Source organism: Bradyrhizobium cytisi, from assembly GCF_008123515.1.
Classification (GTDB): Bacteria; Pseudomonadota; Alphaproteobacteria; order Rhizobiales; family Xanthobacteraceae; genus Bradyrhizobium; species Bradyrhizobium cytisi.
Genome location: NZ_VSSR01000002.1, coordinates 131,313 through 146,139, shown reverse-complemented (window position 1 = coordinate 146,139; position 14,827 = coordinate 131,313). Strand labels below are relative to the sequence as shown.

Genomic DNA, 14,827 nt, shown 5'->3' with positions numbered 1-14,827 from the left:
GGTTAACGATGGTCAATCGCATGCAATTCTACATCGACGGCGCCTGGGTCGATCCCGCCGTCAAGAAGTCCACCCCGGTCGTCAATCCGGCGACGGAAGAGGCGATGTACGAGGTTGCGCTGGGCTCCAAGGCCGACGTGGACAAGGCGGTTGCCGCCGCCAAGCGCGCCTTTGCAACGTTCTCCCAGACCAGCCGCGATGAGCGCGTCGCGCTGCTCACGAAGGTGATCGAGGTTTACAAGGGCCGTCTCAAGGAGATCGGGGCCGCCGTCTCCGACGAGATGGGCGCGCCGCTGCCGATGGCTGAAAAACTCCAGGCCGGCGCCGGCCTCGGCCATCTCATGACCACGCTCGACGTGCTCAAGAACTATCATTTCGAGGAGCCGGTCGGCACCGCCATGGTGCTGCGCGAGCCGGTCGGGGTGGTCGGCATGATCACGCCCTGGAACTGGCCGCTCAACCAGATCGCCTGCAAGGTCGCGCCCGCGCTCGCCGCCGGCTGCACCATGATCCTGAAGCCGTCGGAGTTCACGCCCACCTCGGCGCTGATCTTCGCGGAAATCCTCCATGAAGCCGGCGTGCCGAAGGGCGTGTTCAACCTCGTCAACGGCCTCGGCCCCGAGGTCGGCGCCGCCATGAGCGAGCATCCCGACATCGACATGATCTCCTTCACCGGCTCGACCCGCGCCGGCATCGACGTCGCCAAGCGCGCGGCGCCGACCGTGAAGCGCGTCAGCCAGGAGCTGGGCGGCAAGTCGCCGAACGTCATCCTCGAAGGCGCCGACCTGCAGAAGGCGGTGACCGGCGGCGTGATGCACATGTTCAACAACTCCGGCCAGTCCTGCAACGCGCCCTCGCGCATGATCGTGCCGCTGTCGAAGATGAAGGAAGTCGCCGCGATCGCGAAGGCTGTCGCCGACAAGACCAAGGCCGGTGATCCCCGCGCCGAAGGCACCACCATTGGTCCGGTCGTCAACCGCGGCCAGTGGGACAAGATCCAGGGCCTCATCAAGAAAGGCATCGACGAGGGCGCAACGCTCGTGGCCGGCGGCCCGGGCCTGCCCGAAGGCGTCAACAAGGGGTTCTACGTCCGCCCGACCATCTTCGCCGACGTCACCCCCGAGATGACGATCGCCCGTGAAGAAATCTTCGGACCGGTGCTGACCATCATCGGCGCCAAGAACGAAGCCGACGCCGTGCACATCGCCAACGACACGCCGTATGGCCTCGCTGGTTACGTCACGGGCGCTTCAGTCGAGGATGCCAAGCGCGTCGGTCGCCAGATCCGCGCCGGCAACGTCAACCTCCAGGGCGTGCCCAACGACCGCAGCGCGCCGTTCGGCGGCTACAAGCAGTCGGGCAACGGCCGCGAGTGGGGCAAGTACGGCCTCGAGGACTTCCTCGAAGTGAAGGCCGTCGCCGGCTTCAACGCCGCGTAAGTTTTAGCGCCTGAACAGAATGACGCCGGAGCGGGAAACCGCTCCGGCGTTTTTCGTTTCGTTTCTCTCCGTCATTGCGAGCGAAGCGAAGCAATCCAGGAATCCTTCCGCGGAGGCAGTCTGGATTGCTTCGTCGCAAGGGCTCCTCGCAATGACGAGGAGAGAGTTCGAAAGCCTATCCCCCCACCGCCCCCTGCGTGTTCACATACAGCGCGTAGATCGACTGGCTCGCAGCCATGAACAGGCGGTTGCGCTTGAGGCCGCCGAAGCAGAGATTGGCGCAGCGCTCGGGCAGCGCGATACGGCCGATCATGACGCCGTCGGGCGCGAACACCACGACGCCGTCGAGCTCGGGATCGCCCATGCCCCAGCCGCACCACAGATTGCCGTCGATGTCGCAGCGCATGCCGTCCGGCGTGCCCGGACCCGCATCGATGTGCACGCGCTTGTTGGAGATCGTGGTGCCATCCGCCGAGACGTCATAGGCGAGGATTTTTCGGTTCGGTTGCCCGCGCGATTCCACCACGTACAGTACCTTCTCGTCCGGCGAGAAACACAGCCCGTTCGGTCCCAGCACGCCCTCGGCGACGACACTCGCCTTGCGCGTCGCGGGATCGAGCCGGTAGACGTTCGGGTCGATCTCGGAGTCCGCCTTGTAGCCCTCGTAATTGCCGAGCAGGCCGAAGGTCGGATCGGTGAACCAGATCGAACCGTCGGACTTGACCACGACGTCGTTCGGCGAGTTCAGCCGCTTGCCGTTGAACGATTCCATCAGCACCGTGATCTCGCCGTCATATTCGGTGCGGGTCACGCGGCGGCCGCCGTGCTCGCAGGTGACAAGCCGTCCCTGGCGGTCGCGCGTGTTGCCGTTGGCGAAATTGGAGGGCTTTCGGAATACCGACACCGCGCCGGTCTCTTCCTCCCATTTGATGATGCGCTGGTTCGGGATGTCGCTGCAGAGCAGATAGCGCCCGTCGCCGAACCAGACCGGGCCCTCGGCCCAGCGCAGGCCGGTCGCCAGCCGCTCCACCGCAGAAAGTTTCAACCAGTATTTTTCGAAGCGGGGGTCCAGTGCTTTTATCGCTGGATCGGGGTAATAGGTCGCCGGCTGCCAGCCTGACCGCTCCTCGGTGTGGGACGATGCCTCATTCATGTCGGTTCTCTCGTTTCGTTCCCTCTGGACAATCCAGCTATCATTAGAGACACGTGACGGCAAATCTGTCGCCAAAGACGAGGAATGACATGCGCATCTTGATGACGGGAGCTTCGGGCGGGATCGGAACGCGCCTGCGGAAACTTCTGCCCCCGATCTATCCGGACCTCCTGCTCTCCGACATCCGCCCGCCCGCCGATCTCGGGGCGAACGAGCAGTTCAAGGCGGCGGACCTGTCCGATCTCGCGCAAGTCGAGGCGATCTGCGAGGGCGTCGACGGCATCATCCATTTCGGCGGCTATTCGGTCGAGGGCCCGTGGGACGACATCCTCCAGGCCAACATCATCGGCGGCTATAATCTGTTCGAGGCCGCGTATCGCAAGGGCGTCAAGCGCGTGGTGTTCGCGTCCTCGAACCATGCCGTTGGATTCTATCCGCGCCACCGCAGGATCGATACCGACGTCACCGCGCGCCCGGACGGCCGCTATGGCGTCAGCAAGGTGTTCGGCGAAGCACTCGGCGCGCTCTACGCCGATAAGCACGGCCTGAAGGTGACTTGCCTCCGCATCGGCAATTTCGGTGACGTGCCGCTGGACCTTCGCCGGATCTCGATCTGGCTGAAGCCGGAAGACCTGGTGCAGCTCTGCCAAATCGGGCTCGAGCATCCCGACATCCATTTCGAGGTTTTTTACGGCGTGTCGCTGAACGAGCGCGCCTGGTGGGACAACCACCGCGCCTACGAATTCGGTTATCGTCCCACCGGCCGCTCTGAGGATCATGTCGCGCACGCCATGGCCGAACAGGCCAAGCTGAAGCCGGATCCGGTCGGCGACCACTACCAGGGCGGCGCGTTCTGCAGCAACGAGTTCGACGGCGACACGAGCCGGATCATTGATTGGAATAAGCGGTAGTCTTGAACGGCGGCGCTAGCTCTCCCCCGCAATCCTTGCCAGATAATCCGCTTTGCTGAACTGCATGTGATCCACACAGAGCTGCGCCAGCGCCCAGCTGTCGCGGCCCTTCAACAGCTCGATCATCAGCTCGTGCTGGCGCCGAGACTGCGCCAGCCCTTCGCGGTCGGCGAGGTTCTTCGCGCGCATCGGCAGCGTCAGGCTCATATAGTCCTGCAGCGAGCGCACCAGGTAGGGATTGCCGCAAGCCGAAAACAGCGCGACGTGGAAGGCGTCGTTGGCCTCGTGGATGCCGCGCAGATCCTGCACGTCCGCCCTGGCACAATATTGTCGTTGCAAGGCGGTCAGCTCGTCGATCAGGACTTGCGGCGCGGGCAGGGGGATCATCAGCGCGGCCTGCCGCGTCAGCATCTCCCTGACCTCGTAGATCTGCCGGACCTCCTCGGCGGAATAGAACCGCACGGTGGCGCCGACGTTCTTCTCGCGGCGGACGATGCCGCGGCGCTCTGCGTCCACCAGCGCCTGCCGCACGAAATGCCTGGAGGTGCCGTAGCGCGACATCAGCGCGTCCTCGGTCAGGCGCGCGCCCGGCGGCAGACGACCGAAGATGATGTCCTCCTCCAGCCGCGCGACGACGTCATCGGGATCGTCGCGCCGGATAGTCATGGCGTCTGCGGTGCGAATGTCGGACATGCCCTCAGCCTCCGGCGCCTCGCCGGTCCGCCTTGTGGAGCAGGGCGAACCCAGATTGTCAATAATTTGTGCCCAGGAGCGCCATCAGGAGCAGAAAGCGTGGCGATCCGGCCCTGTCTTATTGACAATCAGGGGGCAGGCTGTACCACAATGGCAAGCTAAGGAGCGGCATGATGACGAGTGGTTTGCGCAAGGGTCTGACGAGCTATGGCGATGCCGGCTTCTCGCTGTTCCTGCGCAAGGCGTTCATCAAGGCCATGGGCTATTCCGACGACGCGCTGGAGCGCCCGATCGTCGGCATCACCAACACCTATAGCGACTACAATCCCTGTCACGGCAACGTCCCTCAGATCATCGAGGCCGCCAAGCGCGGCGTGATGCTGTCGGGCGCGATGCCGTTCGTGTTCCCGACCATCTCGATCGCCGAGAGCTTTGCGCATCCGACTTCGATGTATCTGCGCAATCTGATGGCGATGGACACCGAGGAGATGATCCGGGCCCAGCCGATGGATTCGGTGATCGTGATCGGCGGCTGCGACAAGACGCTCCCGGCGCAGGTGATGGCGGCGATCAGCGCCGACCTGCCGACCGTGGTCATTCCCGTCGGTCCGATGGTGGTCGGTCATCACAAGGGCGAGGTGTTAGGGGCCTGCACCGATTGCCGCCGTCTCTGGGGCAAGCATCGCGCCGGCGAGATCGACGATGCCGAGATCGAAGCCGTCAATGGCCGCCTGGCGCCGTCGGTCGGCACCTGCATGGTGATGGGCACGGCCTCGACCATGGCCTGCATGATCGAAGCCATGGGCCTGTCGCTGCCGATGAGCGCGACAATTCCGGCGCCGCATGCCGAGCGTTTCCGTCTGGCCGAGGCGAGCGGCCGGGTTGCGGCCGAGATGGCCAAGACCAAGGGCCCGAAGCCGAGCGAGCTCTTGACGCCGGCCTCCTTCAAGAACGCGCAGGTCGTGCTGCAGGCGATCGGCGGCTCGACCAACGGCCTGATCCATCTGACCGCGATGGCGCACCGCTCGCCGCACCGGCTCGATCTCGAAGTGTTCGACCAGATCGGCCGCGAGGTGCCGGTGCTGGTCGATCTCAAGCCGTCCGGCGAGCACTACATGGAGCATTTCCATCACGCCGGCGGCGTGCCGAAACTGCTGGCGCAGCTCGGCGATCTCGTCGATCTCGACGCGAAGACGATCTCGGGCGAGAGCCTGCGCGACGTCGTCGCGAATGCGGAGGACGTGCCGGGCCAGGACGCGATCCGTCCGCGCCACAATCCGATCAAGAAGGAGGGTGGCCTTGCCGTCCTGCACGGCAATCTCGCGCCGCGCGGCGCGGTCATCAAGCAATCTGCTGCGAGCCCCAAGCTCCTGCAGCATACGGGCCGCGCGGTGGTGTTCGAATCCGTCGAGGACATGACCTTGCGGGTCGACGATCCCGATCTCGACGTCACCGCCGACGACGTGCTGGTGCTGCGCAATGCCGGCCCGAAGGGCGCGCCCGGCATGCCCGAGGCGGGCTATCTGCCGATCCCGAAGAAGCTCGCACGGAATGGTACCAAGGACATGGTGCGCATTTCGGATGCGCGCATGAGCGGCACCGCGTTCGGCACCATCGTTCTGCACATCACGCCGGAATCCGCGGTCGGCGGCCCGCTGGCGCTGGTGAAGAACGGCGACAAAATTCAACTCGATGTGGCCAAGCGCAGCATTGAGCTTTTGGTCGATGCCGCCGAGCTGGAGCGTCGGCGCGCCGCGCTGAAGCCGGCCGCAGCGCCGGATGAAGCGCGGCGCGGCTATGCCTGGCTGTTCAACGAGACCATCATGCAGGCCGACGAGGGCTGCGACTTCGATTTCATGCAGAGGGCTGGGAAGAAGACCGAGAAGGGGTGATAACCACCCAAACGAACGCTCAGACCGCTAAAGCGGCGAGCGATAAACAGGGGGAAACGATGATTGAACGATCGATGCCAAGATTCTTACATCGGCTGGCGGCAACGGCCGCTGTTCTCTTCGTCACGGGCGCCGGGGCGCAGGAGGTGAAGCATTATCGCTTCGCCTATGACCAGCCCAAGATCACCGGCTATGGAATCCTCGGCGACATCTTCAGCGAGAAGCTCAAGGCGCTGAGCAAAGGAACGATGTTGATCGACCAGTATCCCGGCGCGCAGCTCGGGCAGGAGCCGCAGGTGTTGCAGCTCGTCAAGGCGGGGGATATCGAGTTCTGTATTTCATCGTCTGCGAACGCCGCGACGCTCTCGCCCCAGGCAGGCGTTATGTCAATGCACTACCTGTTCCGCTCGGAAGACCATCTCATCAAGGCGATAGCGAATCCCGAGGTGGCAAATGCGGTCAAAGTGATGATTGCAGAGACAGTTCAGGGCACTCATGTCATCGCGCTGGCGACGCTTGGCTTGCGCAACATGTATTCCAAACGGGAGATCAAGAAGGTCGAGGACATGAAGGGCCTCAAGGTGCGGGTGCAGGCGACGCCGACCGAGGACATAATGTTCCCGGCCTATGGCGCCCAGATCGTGCACATGCCGTTCGGCAGCGTCTACACTTCTCTGCAAACCGGCGTGGTCGATGTCGCCGAGAATGGCGTCAACGTCTACCTCGCCAACAAGCACTATGAAGTGGCGCCGGTGCTCTCGATGACCGAGCATGAGGCCAACAACAGTCTGGTCTGGGTCAGCGACAAGCTCTGGAACAACCTCACACCAGAGCAGCAGGGTTGGGTGCAGGCCGCCGCCGACGAGGTCAACAAGACCCAGCCCGCCAAGGCGATCGAGCTTGAGCATCAATCGCAAGTCAAGCTGAAATCGATCGGCGTCAAGATCGTTCCCGATGTTGACAAGTCCGGCTTCATTGCGATCGCCGATCCCTATCTCGACAAGCTCGCCAAGGAGCTCGGCCCGCACGCGGTGAAGGTCAAGGACCTGATCCGGTCGATCAAGTAGACCCCGCGCGCAGGCGCTTCTCCGCGTCGTCCCGGCGAAGGCCGGGACCTCTACTCCGCGGCGGCGCTTTGGGGGGATAGCTGTCAACTCGCTAACACAATGAGCAGCTGGGGCTATGGGTCCCGGCCTTCGCCGGGACGACGAGGGTAACAATGGCCATCGCCGACAAGCTCGTATTGCAACGCCAGCGTCACCTGAAATGGCGCTGGCTCGACTGGCTCGAGCTCTCGCTGATGATCCTCTGCGGCGTGCTGTGCTTCGGCTTCTCGCTGTCGGTCACCGCCGACATCGTCACCCGCACCATCGGCCATCCCTGGCTGTGGCTGCAGGAAGTCACCTCGACGCTGTTCATCTATGCGATCTTCATTGGGACCGCGGTTGCGACCCGCCGCAACGATCACCTCTATCTCACCGCGATTTCCGAGGCGATGCATGGCGTGCCCAGGATCATCGTCGAAATCATCATCCGTCTCATCGTGCTCGGCGTCGCCTTCTGCCTGATCTGGTACGGTTACCAGAACTATCTGCGCGGCTTCGGCAGCTTCCGCCTGCCATCGGGCACGCCGATTGCCTCGCTTTACGCGATAATTCCGCTATCCGGCGTCCTGGTCGGCCTGTTCACCATCGAGCAGCTCGTCAACGGTCTGCGCAACGGTTTTGACCATCCGGAGCCGCTGGACGAGGACGCTGCGCCCGTCGTCACCGAAGCGCAAATGAGGGCGCAGCCGTGAGCGCACCCATTGTCCTGGCGTTGATGTCGATCTGCTTCCTGTCGTTCGGCTACCTCGGCGTGCCCGTGCCGTTCTCGCTGATGGCGGGTGTGTTCATCGGTGCGATCCTGTCCGACGTCTCGCTCGCCGCAATCATCCAGAAAATCTTCGACGGCGTTGATTCCGAGGCACTGCTGGCGATCCCGTTCTTCCTGCTGGTCGGTGAGCTCATGAGCTCGGCCAATGTGGTAGTGCGAATAGCCAATCTCTCGGTGTCGCTGGTCGGGCATATCAGGGGCGGGCTGTCACAGGTCGTGGTCGTCTTCAGCATGTTCTTCTCGGAGATGTCGGGCTCGACGACGGCCGATGTCGCCGTGATGAGCCGCGCGCTGGGTGGGCCGATGAAGCGCGAGGGCTATGAGCCCGCGTTCATCGCCGCGATCATCGCGTCGGCCTCGACCATTGCGGCGCTCGTGCCCCCGAGCATCACCGCGGTGGTCTATGGTGCGGTCGGCAACGTCTCGATCGCCGGCCTGTTCATGGCGGGCGTGGTGCCGGGCCTGATGATCGGCTTCGGCCTGATGATCTACTGCTATTTCTTCGGCCCCTCGGGCTTGCGCAAGCCGCGCGCGCCGCTGCGGCAAATCGTGTTCGCCGCCGGCGATGCGGCGCTGCCGCTGATGATCCCGGTGATCCTGCTCGGCGGCATTCTGACCGGCTGGTTCACGCCGACGGAAGCAGGCGTCGTCGCCGTGGCCTGGATCATCCTGGTCGTGATCCCCGCGCTCAACCGCGGCCACCTCAGGAAGATCCCGTATGATTTCTGCCTCGCCGGGCTGATCTTCTCGCTGCCGCTGATCACGATCGGCGCCGCCAATGCCTTCGGCTGGATGCTCGCTTACTTGCGCGGCGCGAGCTACATCGCCGACATGATCACCTCGATCGCGGGCAACGACCCGCATCTGATCATGCTGCTGATGGTGCTGCTATTCACCGTGGTCGGCGATTTCATCGAGCCAGTGCCGACCATCATCATCTTCATGCCGCTGGTCAACACGCTGACCGAAGCCGGCGACATCAACGGCGTCCACATGGGCGTGGTGCTGATCGCGACGCTCGCCTTCGGCCTGATCACGCCGCCTTATGGCCTGGTGCTGCTGATGGCGTCGAAATTCGTCGGCGTCAGCTTTGCGAAAGCGCTACGCGCGGCGCTGCCGATCTATGTCGTGTTCTTCGCCACCATTGCGTTCGCGATCTACTTCCCGAACGTGGTGCTGTGGCTGCCGCAGCACGTGCTGCCGGAATCGGTCGGCTGCTTCAAGTCGCCGGCGGGGACCGGCTACATCTGTCCCAAGTGAGTGCCGCGGCTACTTGCTCTTGCTCGTGAACTTCTTCACGGCGACACGAAACTCCTCCGTATTCATCGCCATGATGATCTTGTGCTCCTCGGCATCGAGCTGCTGTTTTACGGGCGTGGTGGCGGCCGCATAGACCAGCGATTTGGTGCCGGCGATCGCTGCCGGCGCGTTCTGCGCCAGCCGCTCGGCAAGCTGCCGCGTCGCGGCCTTCAGCTCGGTCGCGGGAACGATCTTGGCGACGAGGCCCCATTCAAGGGCTTGCTTCGCGGTGAAATTATCCTCGGTCAGAAAGATCTGCAGCGCGCGGCGCGCGCCGACCGTGCCGACGATCCCGACTGTCGAGCCGCCATCCGGCGAGACGCCGATCTTGGCATAGGCCGGCGTGAACTTCGCGTCCTCGGCGGCGATGCAGAGATCGGTGACGAAGGCGAGGCCCATGCCGGCGCCGGCCGCCGAGCCGTGCACGCTCGACAGCGAGATCTTTGGCATGCGCCGGATGATCTCGATGAAGGCATGGTAGTGCTTGAGCAGCTCGCCGACCACCGGCGTCACCGTGTTGGCCTCGGCTGCCGCGCCAATCGTCTGCAGATCGCCGCCGGCGGAGAAGGCGCGGCCCGCGCCCTCAAGGATCACGACCCTGATCGCGTCGTCGCCCTCGATGGTGGCCGCGAGCTGCTCGAGCTTCTGCGCGATCGCCAGGTTGATCGAGTTGAAGGCGGCGGGGCGATTGAGCGTGATGGTTGCGATCGGGCCTTCGATCCGCAGCAGGGCGGGATCATCGGGTTGGGAGACGGGAGCTGGCATCGGAAATCCCCGGCATGAGGTTCGTTGCCGCAACTAAATCGCAGAAGGCGAGGGGTGACAATCCCTGGCCGCCAGTGCCCCGCGTAGGGGCCTTGCGTCGTGCGGAATGATCGGCTCAAATGGGGCCGCCTTCGTTTAGGGACGGACACGAGCGCCGGCTCCTCGTAAGGCTAGCCAAGCCAATCTTAGCGAGAGAGGAGACGACATGGGTGACGCTCGTGTCTTGCGGAAATGGGCTGTCCAATGACGGACGGTCCCGTGATCATTGTCGGTGCCGGCCATGGTGGCTATCAGGCCGCGGCATCCCTGCGGCAGGCGGGTTTTTCGGATCGCATCTGCCTGATCAATGACGAGGCGCATCTGCCCTATCAGCGGCCGCCTTTGTCCAAGGCCTACATCAAGGGTTCCGCCGGGCCGGAGAGCCTGATGTTCCGGCCGGAGAAATTTTACCTGGACCAGACCATCGAGCTGATCGCGGGCCGCGCCGTGTCGATCGACCGCGCGAGGCGCAAGCTGCTCCTCGCATCCGGCGAGATGCTGCCTTACGGCCATCTCGTGCTGGCGACGGGCGCGCGCAACCGCCTGCTCGATCTGCCCAATGCCAATCTGCCCGACGTGAAATATCTGCGCATCCTCGACGAGAGCGAGGCGCTGCGAAAGATCATTCCGTCAAAGACGCGGGTCGTGGTGATCGGCGCCGGCTTCATCGGCCTCGAATTCGCCGCGACCGCGCGGATCAAGGGGCTCGAGGTCGACGTGCTCGAGCTTGCGCCGCGCGTGATGGCGCGCGCGGTGACGGCGGAGGTCTCGGAGTATTTTCAGGCGCGGCATCGCGAGGCCGGCATTCGCATTCACCTCGGCGTGCAGGCTACTTCCATCGAGGCCCAAGGCGATAAGGATACCGGCAAGGTCACCGGCGTGTCCTTGAGCGACGGCCGGCATCTGCCCGCCGATCTCGTCGTGGTCGGCGTCGGCGTGCTGCCGAATATCGAGCTGGCGGCCGAGGCGGGGCTGCCAGTTGCCGCCGGCATTATCGTCGACGAATATCTCTCGACATCCGACCCTAACATTTCCGCGGTCGGCGACTGCGCGCTGTTCGCGAGCCCGCGCTTCGGCGGCTCGCTGCGGCTGGAATCGGTGCAGAACGCCACCGACCATGCCCGCTGCCTCGCCGCGCGGCTGACCGGCGACAAGAAGCCCTATGACGGCCATCCCTGGTTCTGGAGCGACCAGGGCGACGACAAGCTCCAGATCGCAGGTCTCACCACCGGCTACGACCGCGTCGTGCTGCGCGGCGATCCCGCCAAAAAGGCGTTTTCCGCGTTCTGCTACCACGGCGACCGGCTGCTCGGCATCGAATCGATCAACCGCGCCGGCGATCACATGTTCGGCCGAAGGTTGCAGGCCATGAATCGCTCGATCACGCCGGAACAGGCGGCGGATGAGAGCTTTGACCTGAAGAGCGCGCTGGCGTGAGGCTCTCTCCCTCTCCCCGTTCTTACGGGGAGAGGGTTGGGGTGAGGGGCTCTATCCGCGCATACTGTGACAGTTGGACTCGCGGAGGCTCCCCCTCACCCGGATTGCATCTTCGATGCAATCCGACCTCTCCCCGCAAGCGGGGCGAGGTGAAGAGGGACCTACAGAATCATCGCCACCTCCGCGGCTGTCGGCATTGACGGCCCGGCGCCCATGCGCTGCACGCTGATCGATGCGGCGGCGTTGGCGAAGGCGAGGGCTGCGCGCAAGGCGGCGCCCTCAGCGAGCTGTGATGCGAGCGCGCCGACGAAGCAATCGCCGGCGCCGGTGGTGTCGACCGCCTTCACCACGCGTCCCGGCACCGCGAATTCTTCGGCGGCAGCGAGTGCGAGCACGCCGCGCTTGCCGAGCGTGATGCAGATTGTCTGGTCCGCGCGCGCCTGAAGTTTTCGTGCCACCGCGATGATCCTTGCAGCCTCGTCGCTGTCGGTGAGCTCGGTGCCTGCAAGGAAACCAAGCTCGGTCTCGTTCAGCACCAGGATATCGACTAGCGCGAGCAGCTCGCTCGACATCTTTTGCGCCGGGGCAGGATTCAGCAATGTGGTGGCGCCCGCCGCGCGCGCGCGCTGGAAGAAGGCGGCAATGGTGGGCAGCGGGATCTCGAACTGGCTGACGGCGACATCGCCCTTCGCCAGCGGCGTATCCGCAACGTCATCCGCGCTGACCAGCCCATTGCTGCCGGGAATGACGATGATGGTGTTGTCGGAGGCTGCGACCGTGATGATCGCGGTGCCGGTGTGTGTCCCGGGCGTCTCCTTGATCGCGCCGGGATCGATGCCCTGAGCGTTAAGAAACGTCCTGAGCTCAGCCCCGAACGAATCCGTGCCCAGCCGCCCGATCAGCGTGGTCTTCGCGCCGAGCCGTGACGCGGCCACGGCCTGGTTCGCACCCTTGCCGCCCGGAAAATACAGCACCTGCCGACCCGCGACGGTCTCGCCGACCCTGGGGTGGCGATCGGCGGTCGCCACCACATCCATGTTGATGCTGCCGGCTACGAAGACGCGCCCCATGATATGCCCTCTCAAGCATGATCCCGAAAAGTGTGAAGCGGTTCTCCCTCCCGACAAACGCGGAGCGCGTTTGCGCGGAGATCATGCTCAAACAAAGAATCCCTAGACCCTGGCTTCGAACTCGTGCCTGACTTTGGCGATGTCCACAAGGGTCGGCAGGCCGGCCTCGTTGCCGAGGCGCTGGATCTTGAAGGTCGAGGCGGCGCGGGCAAAGTCGAAATGCTCGCGCCAGCTTTTGCCGGGATGGGCGAGGTAGGAATAGATATAGGCGCCGTGGAAAACGTCGCCGGCGCCATTGGTGTCGATCACGCGCTCGCGCGGGATCGGCATCGCCGGCATGGTCTCGACGGTGCCGGTCTCGTTGTACCAGAGCAGGCCCTTCTCACCCATGGTGATGCCGCCGATCTTGCAGCCGCGGCCCTTGAGGTAGTCGAGCATCTTCTCCGGCGTCAGATCCATCTGCTCGCACAGCCGCTCGGCGACGATGGCGACGTCGATGTATTCGAGCAGCTCATGGGTGTTGGTGCGCAGGCCGCCGCCGTCGAGCGAGGTCAGAATGCCGGCCTCGCGGCAGACCTTTGCGTAGTGAATCGCGGCGTCCGGCTGATGGCCGTCGACATGCAGCGCACGGCAGCCGCCGAGGTTGAGCATCGGAAAAGGGTGGATGTGCTCGTCGTCGCGACAGCGGACGATGGCGCGCTTGCCGTCCTTCGGCATGATGAAGGAGAGCGAGGACTGGTTCACCTTCCGCCCGTGCAGCGAGATCGCGTATTTCGCGCACATGTCCTGGAACATGCGCCCTAGCCAGTCATTGGCCGCGGTGGCGATCAGATCCGGAACGATGCCGAGCTTGGCGCAGCAGAACGCCGCCGTGACAGCGTTGCCGCCGAAAGAAACCGCGTAGTCGGTTGCCACGTGCTTTTCGTCGCCGGTCGGCATGTGGTCGGTAATGAAGACGACGTCGATATAGGTCTGTCCGATAAAGAGAGCCTGCATTGCTTGTCCGTGATGCGCTTGGTGGTCCCGGCCGGCGGGCTTACTCTAACACCGGTTCCGCTTCGGGGACGCTGAAATTATTCGCAAAATCGCCCCGGAGCGCTTGAGGTCGGCATAACGCCGGAATACGACCATGTCAGGCCCATGCCAAGCCCGGACAAATGCCGTTTTCCGGCTCCTGGTTCCAGGTCGATCAAAAGGGACAAACATGATCACCGGCCTCGATCACGTCGTCGCTCTGGTCAAGGATATCGGTGCGGCCAAGGCCGACTATCAGACGCTCCTGGGGCGCGCGCCGGCCTGGCAGAACTCCGGCGAGGGCGCCGACCGCGTGCTGTTCACCCTCGACAACGTGACCATCGAATTGATGGCGCCGAGCGGCTTCACCGCGACGGCGGACCGGATGCGTGCGCTGCTCGACGATCAGGAGGGCGTGCTCGCCAGCCTGTGCTTTCGTGTCGCAGACATGGGAAAGATGCACCGGCGGCTGGAGCGGGTGGCGCTCAAGCCGGAGCCGATCGCCGAGGTCGAGAGCAGCGACGCTGCGAGCGGTGCGGTCCTGCACTGGAAACGCACGCGGGCCGCGACCGAGCTGACGCGGGGCGTGCGCATGTTCTTCCTCGAGCTCGCCGAGGAGCGTCCGAAGTCGGCCGCGACCGAAATCGCGCCGATCGACGGGCTCGACCATGTCGTGATCACCACCGAGGATTCCGATCGCGCCGCTGCACTCTATGGCGCACGGCTCGGGCTCGATCTGGCGCTCGACCGCTCGCACCACGACTGGGGGCAGTTGATGTTCTTCCGCTGCGGCGATCTCATCGTCGAGGTGGTGCGCCGCCCCGTGGCGGGCGGGGATTCCCAGCACGACCGTCTCTGGGGCCTGAGCTGGCGCGTCGCCGACATCGACGCCACCCGCGCCCGCCTGATCGCTGCCGGCCTCGACGTCACCGAAGTCCGCAGCGGCCGCAAGCCGGGCACGCGGATATTGACGGTGCGGAGCGGCACCTGCGGAATCCAGACGGTGCTGCTGGAGCGCGCGCCGAAGCCGGCGGACTAGGGGACAGTCCCTCCTTCGTCATTGCGAGCGCAGCGAAGCAATCCAGGCTGCCTCCGTGGTGACAGTCTGGATTGCTTCGTCGCAAGGGCTCCTCGCAATGACGGCGAGTGCGTGGTAGAGGACGTACCGAGATCACCCAGCGAGCACCCGGTTTGGCGAAGGCAACGGCAAAGCGAACTCTGAAATGGCAGCGCGATCCCG

General features: G+C 64.4%; 13 protein-coding genes. 8 read left to right on the top strand and 5 right to left on the bottom strand.

Annotation, left to right across the window (positions count from 1 at the left end; genetic code table 11):
• Positions 1–8: 8 nt before the first annotated feature.
• Positions 9–1,439, top strand: a complete 1,431-nt coding sequence (locus FXB38_RS01340; RefSeq protein WP_148748983.1) for an aldehyde dehydrogenase family protein — start codon at positions 9–11, stop codon at positions 1,437–1,439.
• A gap of 175 nt (positions 1,440–1,614) precedes the next feature.
• Here FXB38_RS01340 and FXB38_RS01335 read toward each other — a convergent pair whose 3' ends face one another.
• Positions 1,615–2,592 carry an SMP-30/gluconolactonase/LRE family protein gene (locus FXB38_RS01335; protein WP_148748982.1) on the bottom strand — a complete coding sequence of 326 codons (978 nt, stop codon included), beginning with the start codon at positions 2,590–2,592 and terminating at the stop codon, positions 1,615–1,617.
• 89 nt (positions 2,593–2,681) lie between these two features.
• On the opposite strand from FXB38_RS01335, the gene FXB38_RS01330 reads away from it, so the two are divergent.
• Positions 2,682–3,503 (top strand): NAD-dependent epimerase/dehydratase family protein, encoded by an 822-nt coding sequence (locus FXB38_RS01330; RefSeq protein ID WP_148748981.1) that lies wholly within the window; start codon positions 2,682–2,684, stop codon positions 3,501–3,503.
• Between the two features lie 15 nt (positions 3,504–3,518).
• Here FXB38_RS01330 and FXB38_RS01325 read toward each other — a convergent pair whose 3' ends face one another.
• Positions 3,519–4,196: a GntR family transcriptional regulator gene (locus tag FXB38_RS01325; protein WP_148748980.1), complete on the bottom strand. Its 678-nt coding sequence runs from the start codon at positions 4,194–4,196 to the stop codon at positions 3,519–3,521.
• 173 nt (positions 4,197–4,369) lie between these two features.
• On the opposite strand from FXB38_RS01325, the gene FXB38_RS01320 reads away from it, so the two are divergent.
• The 4 genes from FXB38_RS01320 (at position 4,370) to FXB38_RS01305 (ending at position 9,223) form a co-directional block, all read left to right on the top strand.
• The gene (locus FXB38_RS01320; RefSeq protein WP_187434599.1) at positions 4,370–6,088 is read left to right on the top strand and encodes an IlvD/Edd family dehydratase; all 1,719 of its coding nucleotides are present in this window, start codon (positions 4,370–4,372) and stop codon (positions 6,086–6,088) included.
• Positions 6,089–6,147: 59 nt separating this feature from the next.
• Positions 6,148–7,155 (top strand): TRAP transporter substrate-binding protein, encoded by a 1,008-nt coding sequence (locus FXB38_RS01315; protein WP_148748978.1) that lies wholly within the window; start codon positions 6,148–6,150, stop codon positions 7,153–7,155.
• Between the two features lie 152 nt (positions 7,156–7,307).
• A complete protein-coding gene (locus tag FXB38_RS01310; RefSeq protein ID WP_148748977.1) occupies positions 7,308–7,886 on the top strand; it encodes a TRAP transporter small permease in 579 nt (192 codons plus the stop codon).
• Positions 7,883–9,223, top strand: a complete 1,341-nt coding sequence (locus FXB38_RS01305) for a TRAP transporter large permease (protein WP_148748976.1) — start codon at positions 7,883–7,885, stop codon at positions 9,221–9,223. The genes FXB38_RS01310 and FXB38_RS01305 overlap by 4 nt, the downstream gene beginning before the upstream one ends.
• 9 nt (positions 9,224–9,232) lie before the next feature.
• Here the strand turns inward: FXB38_RS01305 and FXB38_RS01300 are convergent, their stop codons facing one another.
• Entirely contained in the window at positions 9,233–10,027 is a 795-nt protein-coding gene (locus FXB38_RS01300; RefSeq protein WP_148748975.1) for an enoyl-CoA hydratase/isomerase family protein, read from the bottom strand.
• Positions 10,028–10,270: 243 nt separating this feature from the next.
• Here FXB38_RS01300 and FXB38_RS01295 point away from each other — a divergent pair, with 243 nt between their 5' ends.
• A complete protein-coding gene (locus FXB38_RS01295) occupies positions 10,271–11,503 on the top strand; it encodes an NAD(P)/FAD-dependent oxidoreductase (protein WP_148748974.1) in 1,233 nt (410 codons plus the stop codon).
• Between the two features lie 161 nt (positions 11,504–11,664).
• Here FXB38_RS01295 and rbsK read toward each other — a convergent pair whose 3' ends face one another.
• Positions 11,665–12,573 (bottom strand): ribokinase, encoded by a 909-nt coding sequence (gene rbsK, locus FXB38_RS01290; RefSeq protein WP_148748973.1) that lies wholly within the window; start codon positions 12,571–12,573, stop codon positions 11,665–11,667.
• Between the two features lie 102 nt (positions 12,574–12,675).
• Positions 12,676–13,569 (bottom strand): sugar kinase, encoded by an 894-nt coding sequence (locus FXB38_RS01285; protein WP_148748972.1) that lies wholly within the window; start codon positions 13,567–13,569, stop codon positions 12,676–12,678.
• A 208-nt stretch (positions 13,570–13,777) separates the two neighbouring features.
• Here FXB38_RS01285 and FXB38_RS01280 point away from each other — a divergent pair, with 208 nt between their 5' ends.
• Positions 13,778–14,626, top strand: coding sequence for a VOC family protein (locus FXB38_RS01280; protein ID WP_187434593.1), 849 nt, complete (start codon positions 13,778–13,780; stop codon positions 14,624–14,626).
• Positions 14,627–14,827: the final 201 nt, after the last annotated feature.

Coding starts and splice junctions, on each gene's coding strand:
- FXB38_RS01325 (WP_148748980.1), bottom strand. CDS start 4,196: ATGTCCGACATTCGCACCGCAGACGCCATGACTATCCGGCGCGACGAT.
- FXB38_RS01310 (WP_148748977.1), top strand. CDS start 7,308: ATGGCCATCGCCGACAAGCTCGTATTGCAACGCCAGCGTCACCTGAAA.
- FXB38_RS01335 (WP_148748982.1), bottom strand. CDS start 2,592: ATGAATGAGGCATCGTCCCACACCGAGGAGCGGTCAGGCTGGCAGCCG.
- FXB38_RS01300 (WP_148748975.1), bottom strand. CDS start 10,027: ATGCCAGCTCCCGTCTCCCAACCCGATGATCCCGCCCTGCTGCGGATC.
- rbsK (WP_148748973.1), bottom strand. CDS start 12,573: ATGGGGCGCGTCTTCGTAGCCGGCAGCATCAACATGGATGTGGTGGCG.
- FXB38_RS01315 (WP_148748978.1), top strand. CDS start 6,148: ATGATTGAACGATCGATGCCAAGATTCTTACATCGGCTGGCGGCAACG.
- FXB38_RS01285 (WP_148748972.1), bottom strand. CDS start 13,569: ATGCAGGCTCTCTTTATCGGACAGACCTATATCGACGTCGTCTTCATT.
- FXB38_RS01280 (WP_187434593.1), top strand. CDS start 13,778: ATGATCACCGGCCTCGATCACGTCGTCGCTCTGGTCAAGGATATCGGT.
- FXB38_RS01340 (WP_148748983.1), top strand. CDS start 9: ATGGTCAATCGCATGCAATTCTACATCGACGGCGCCTGGGTCGATCCC.
- FXB38_RS01320 (WP_187434599.1), top strand. CDS start 4,370: ATGACGAGTGGTTTGCGCAAGGGTCTGACGAGCTATGGCGATGCCGGC.
- FXB38_RS01330 (WP_148748981.1), top strand. CDS start 2,682: ATGCGCATCTTGATGACGGGAGCTTCGGGCGGGATCGGAACGCGCCTG.
- FXB38_RS01295 (WP_148748974.1), top strand. CDS start 10,271: ATGACGGACGGTCCCGTGATCATTGTCGGTGCCGGCCATGGTGGCTAT.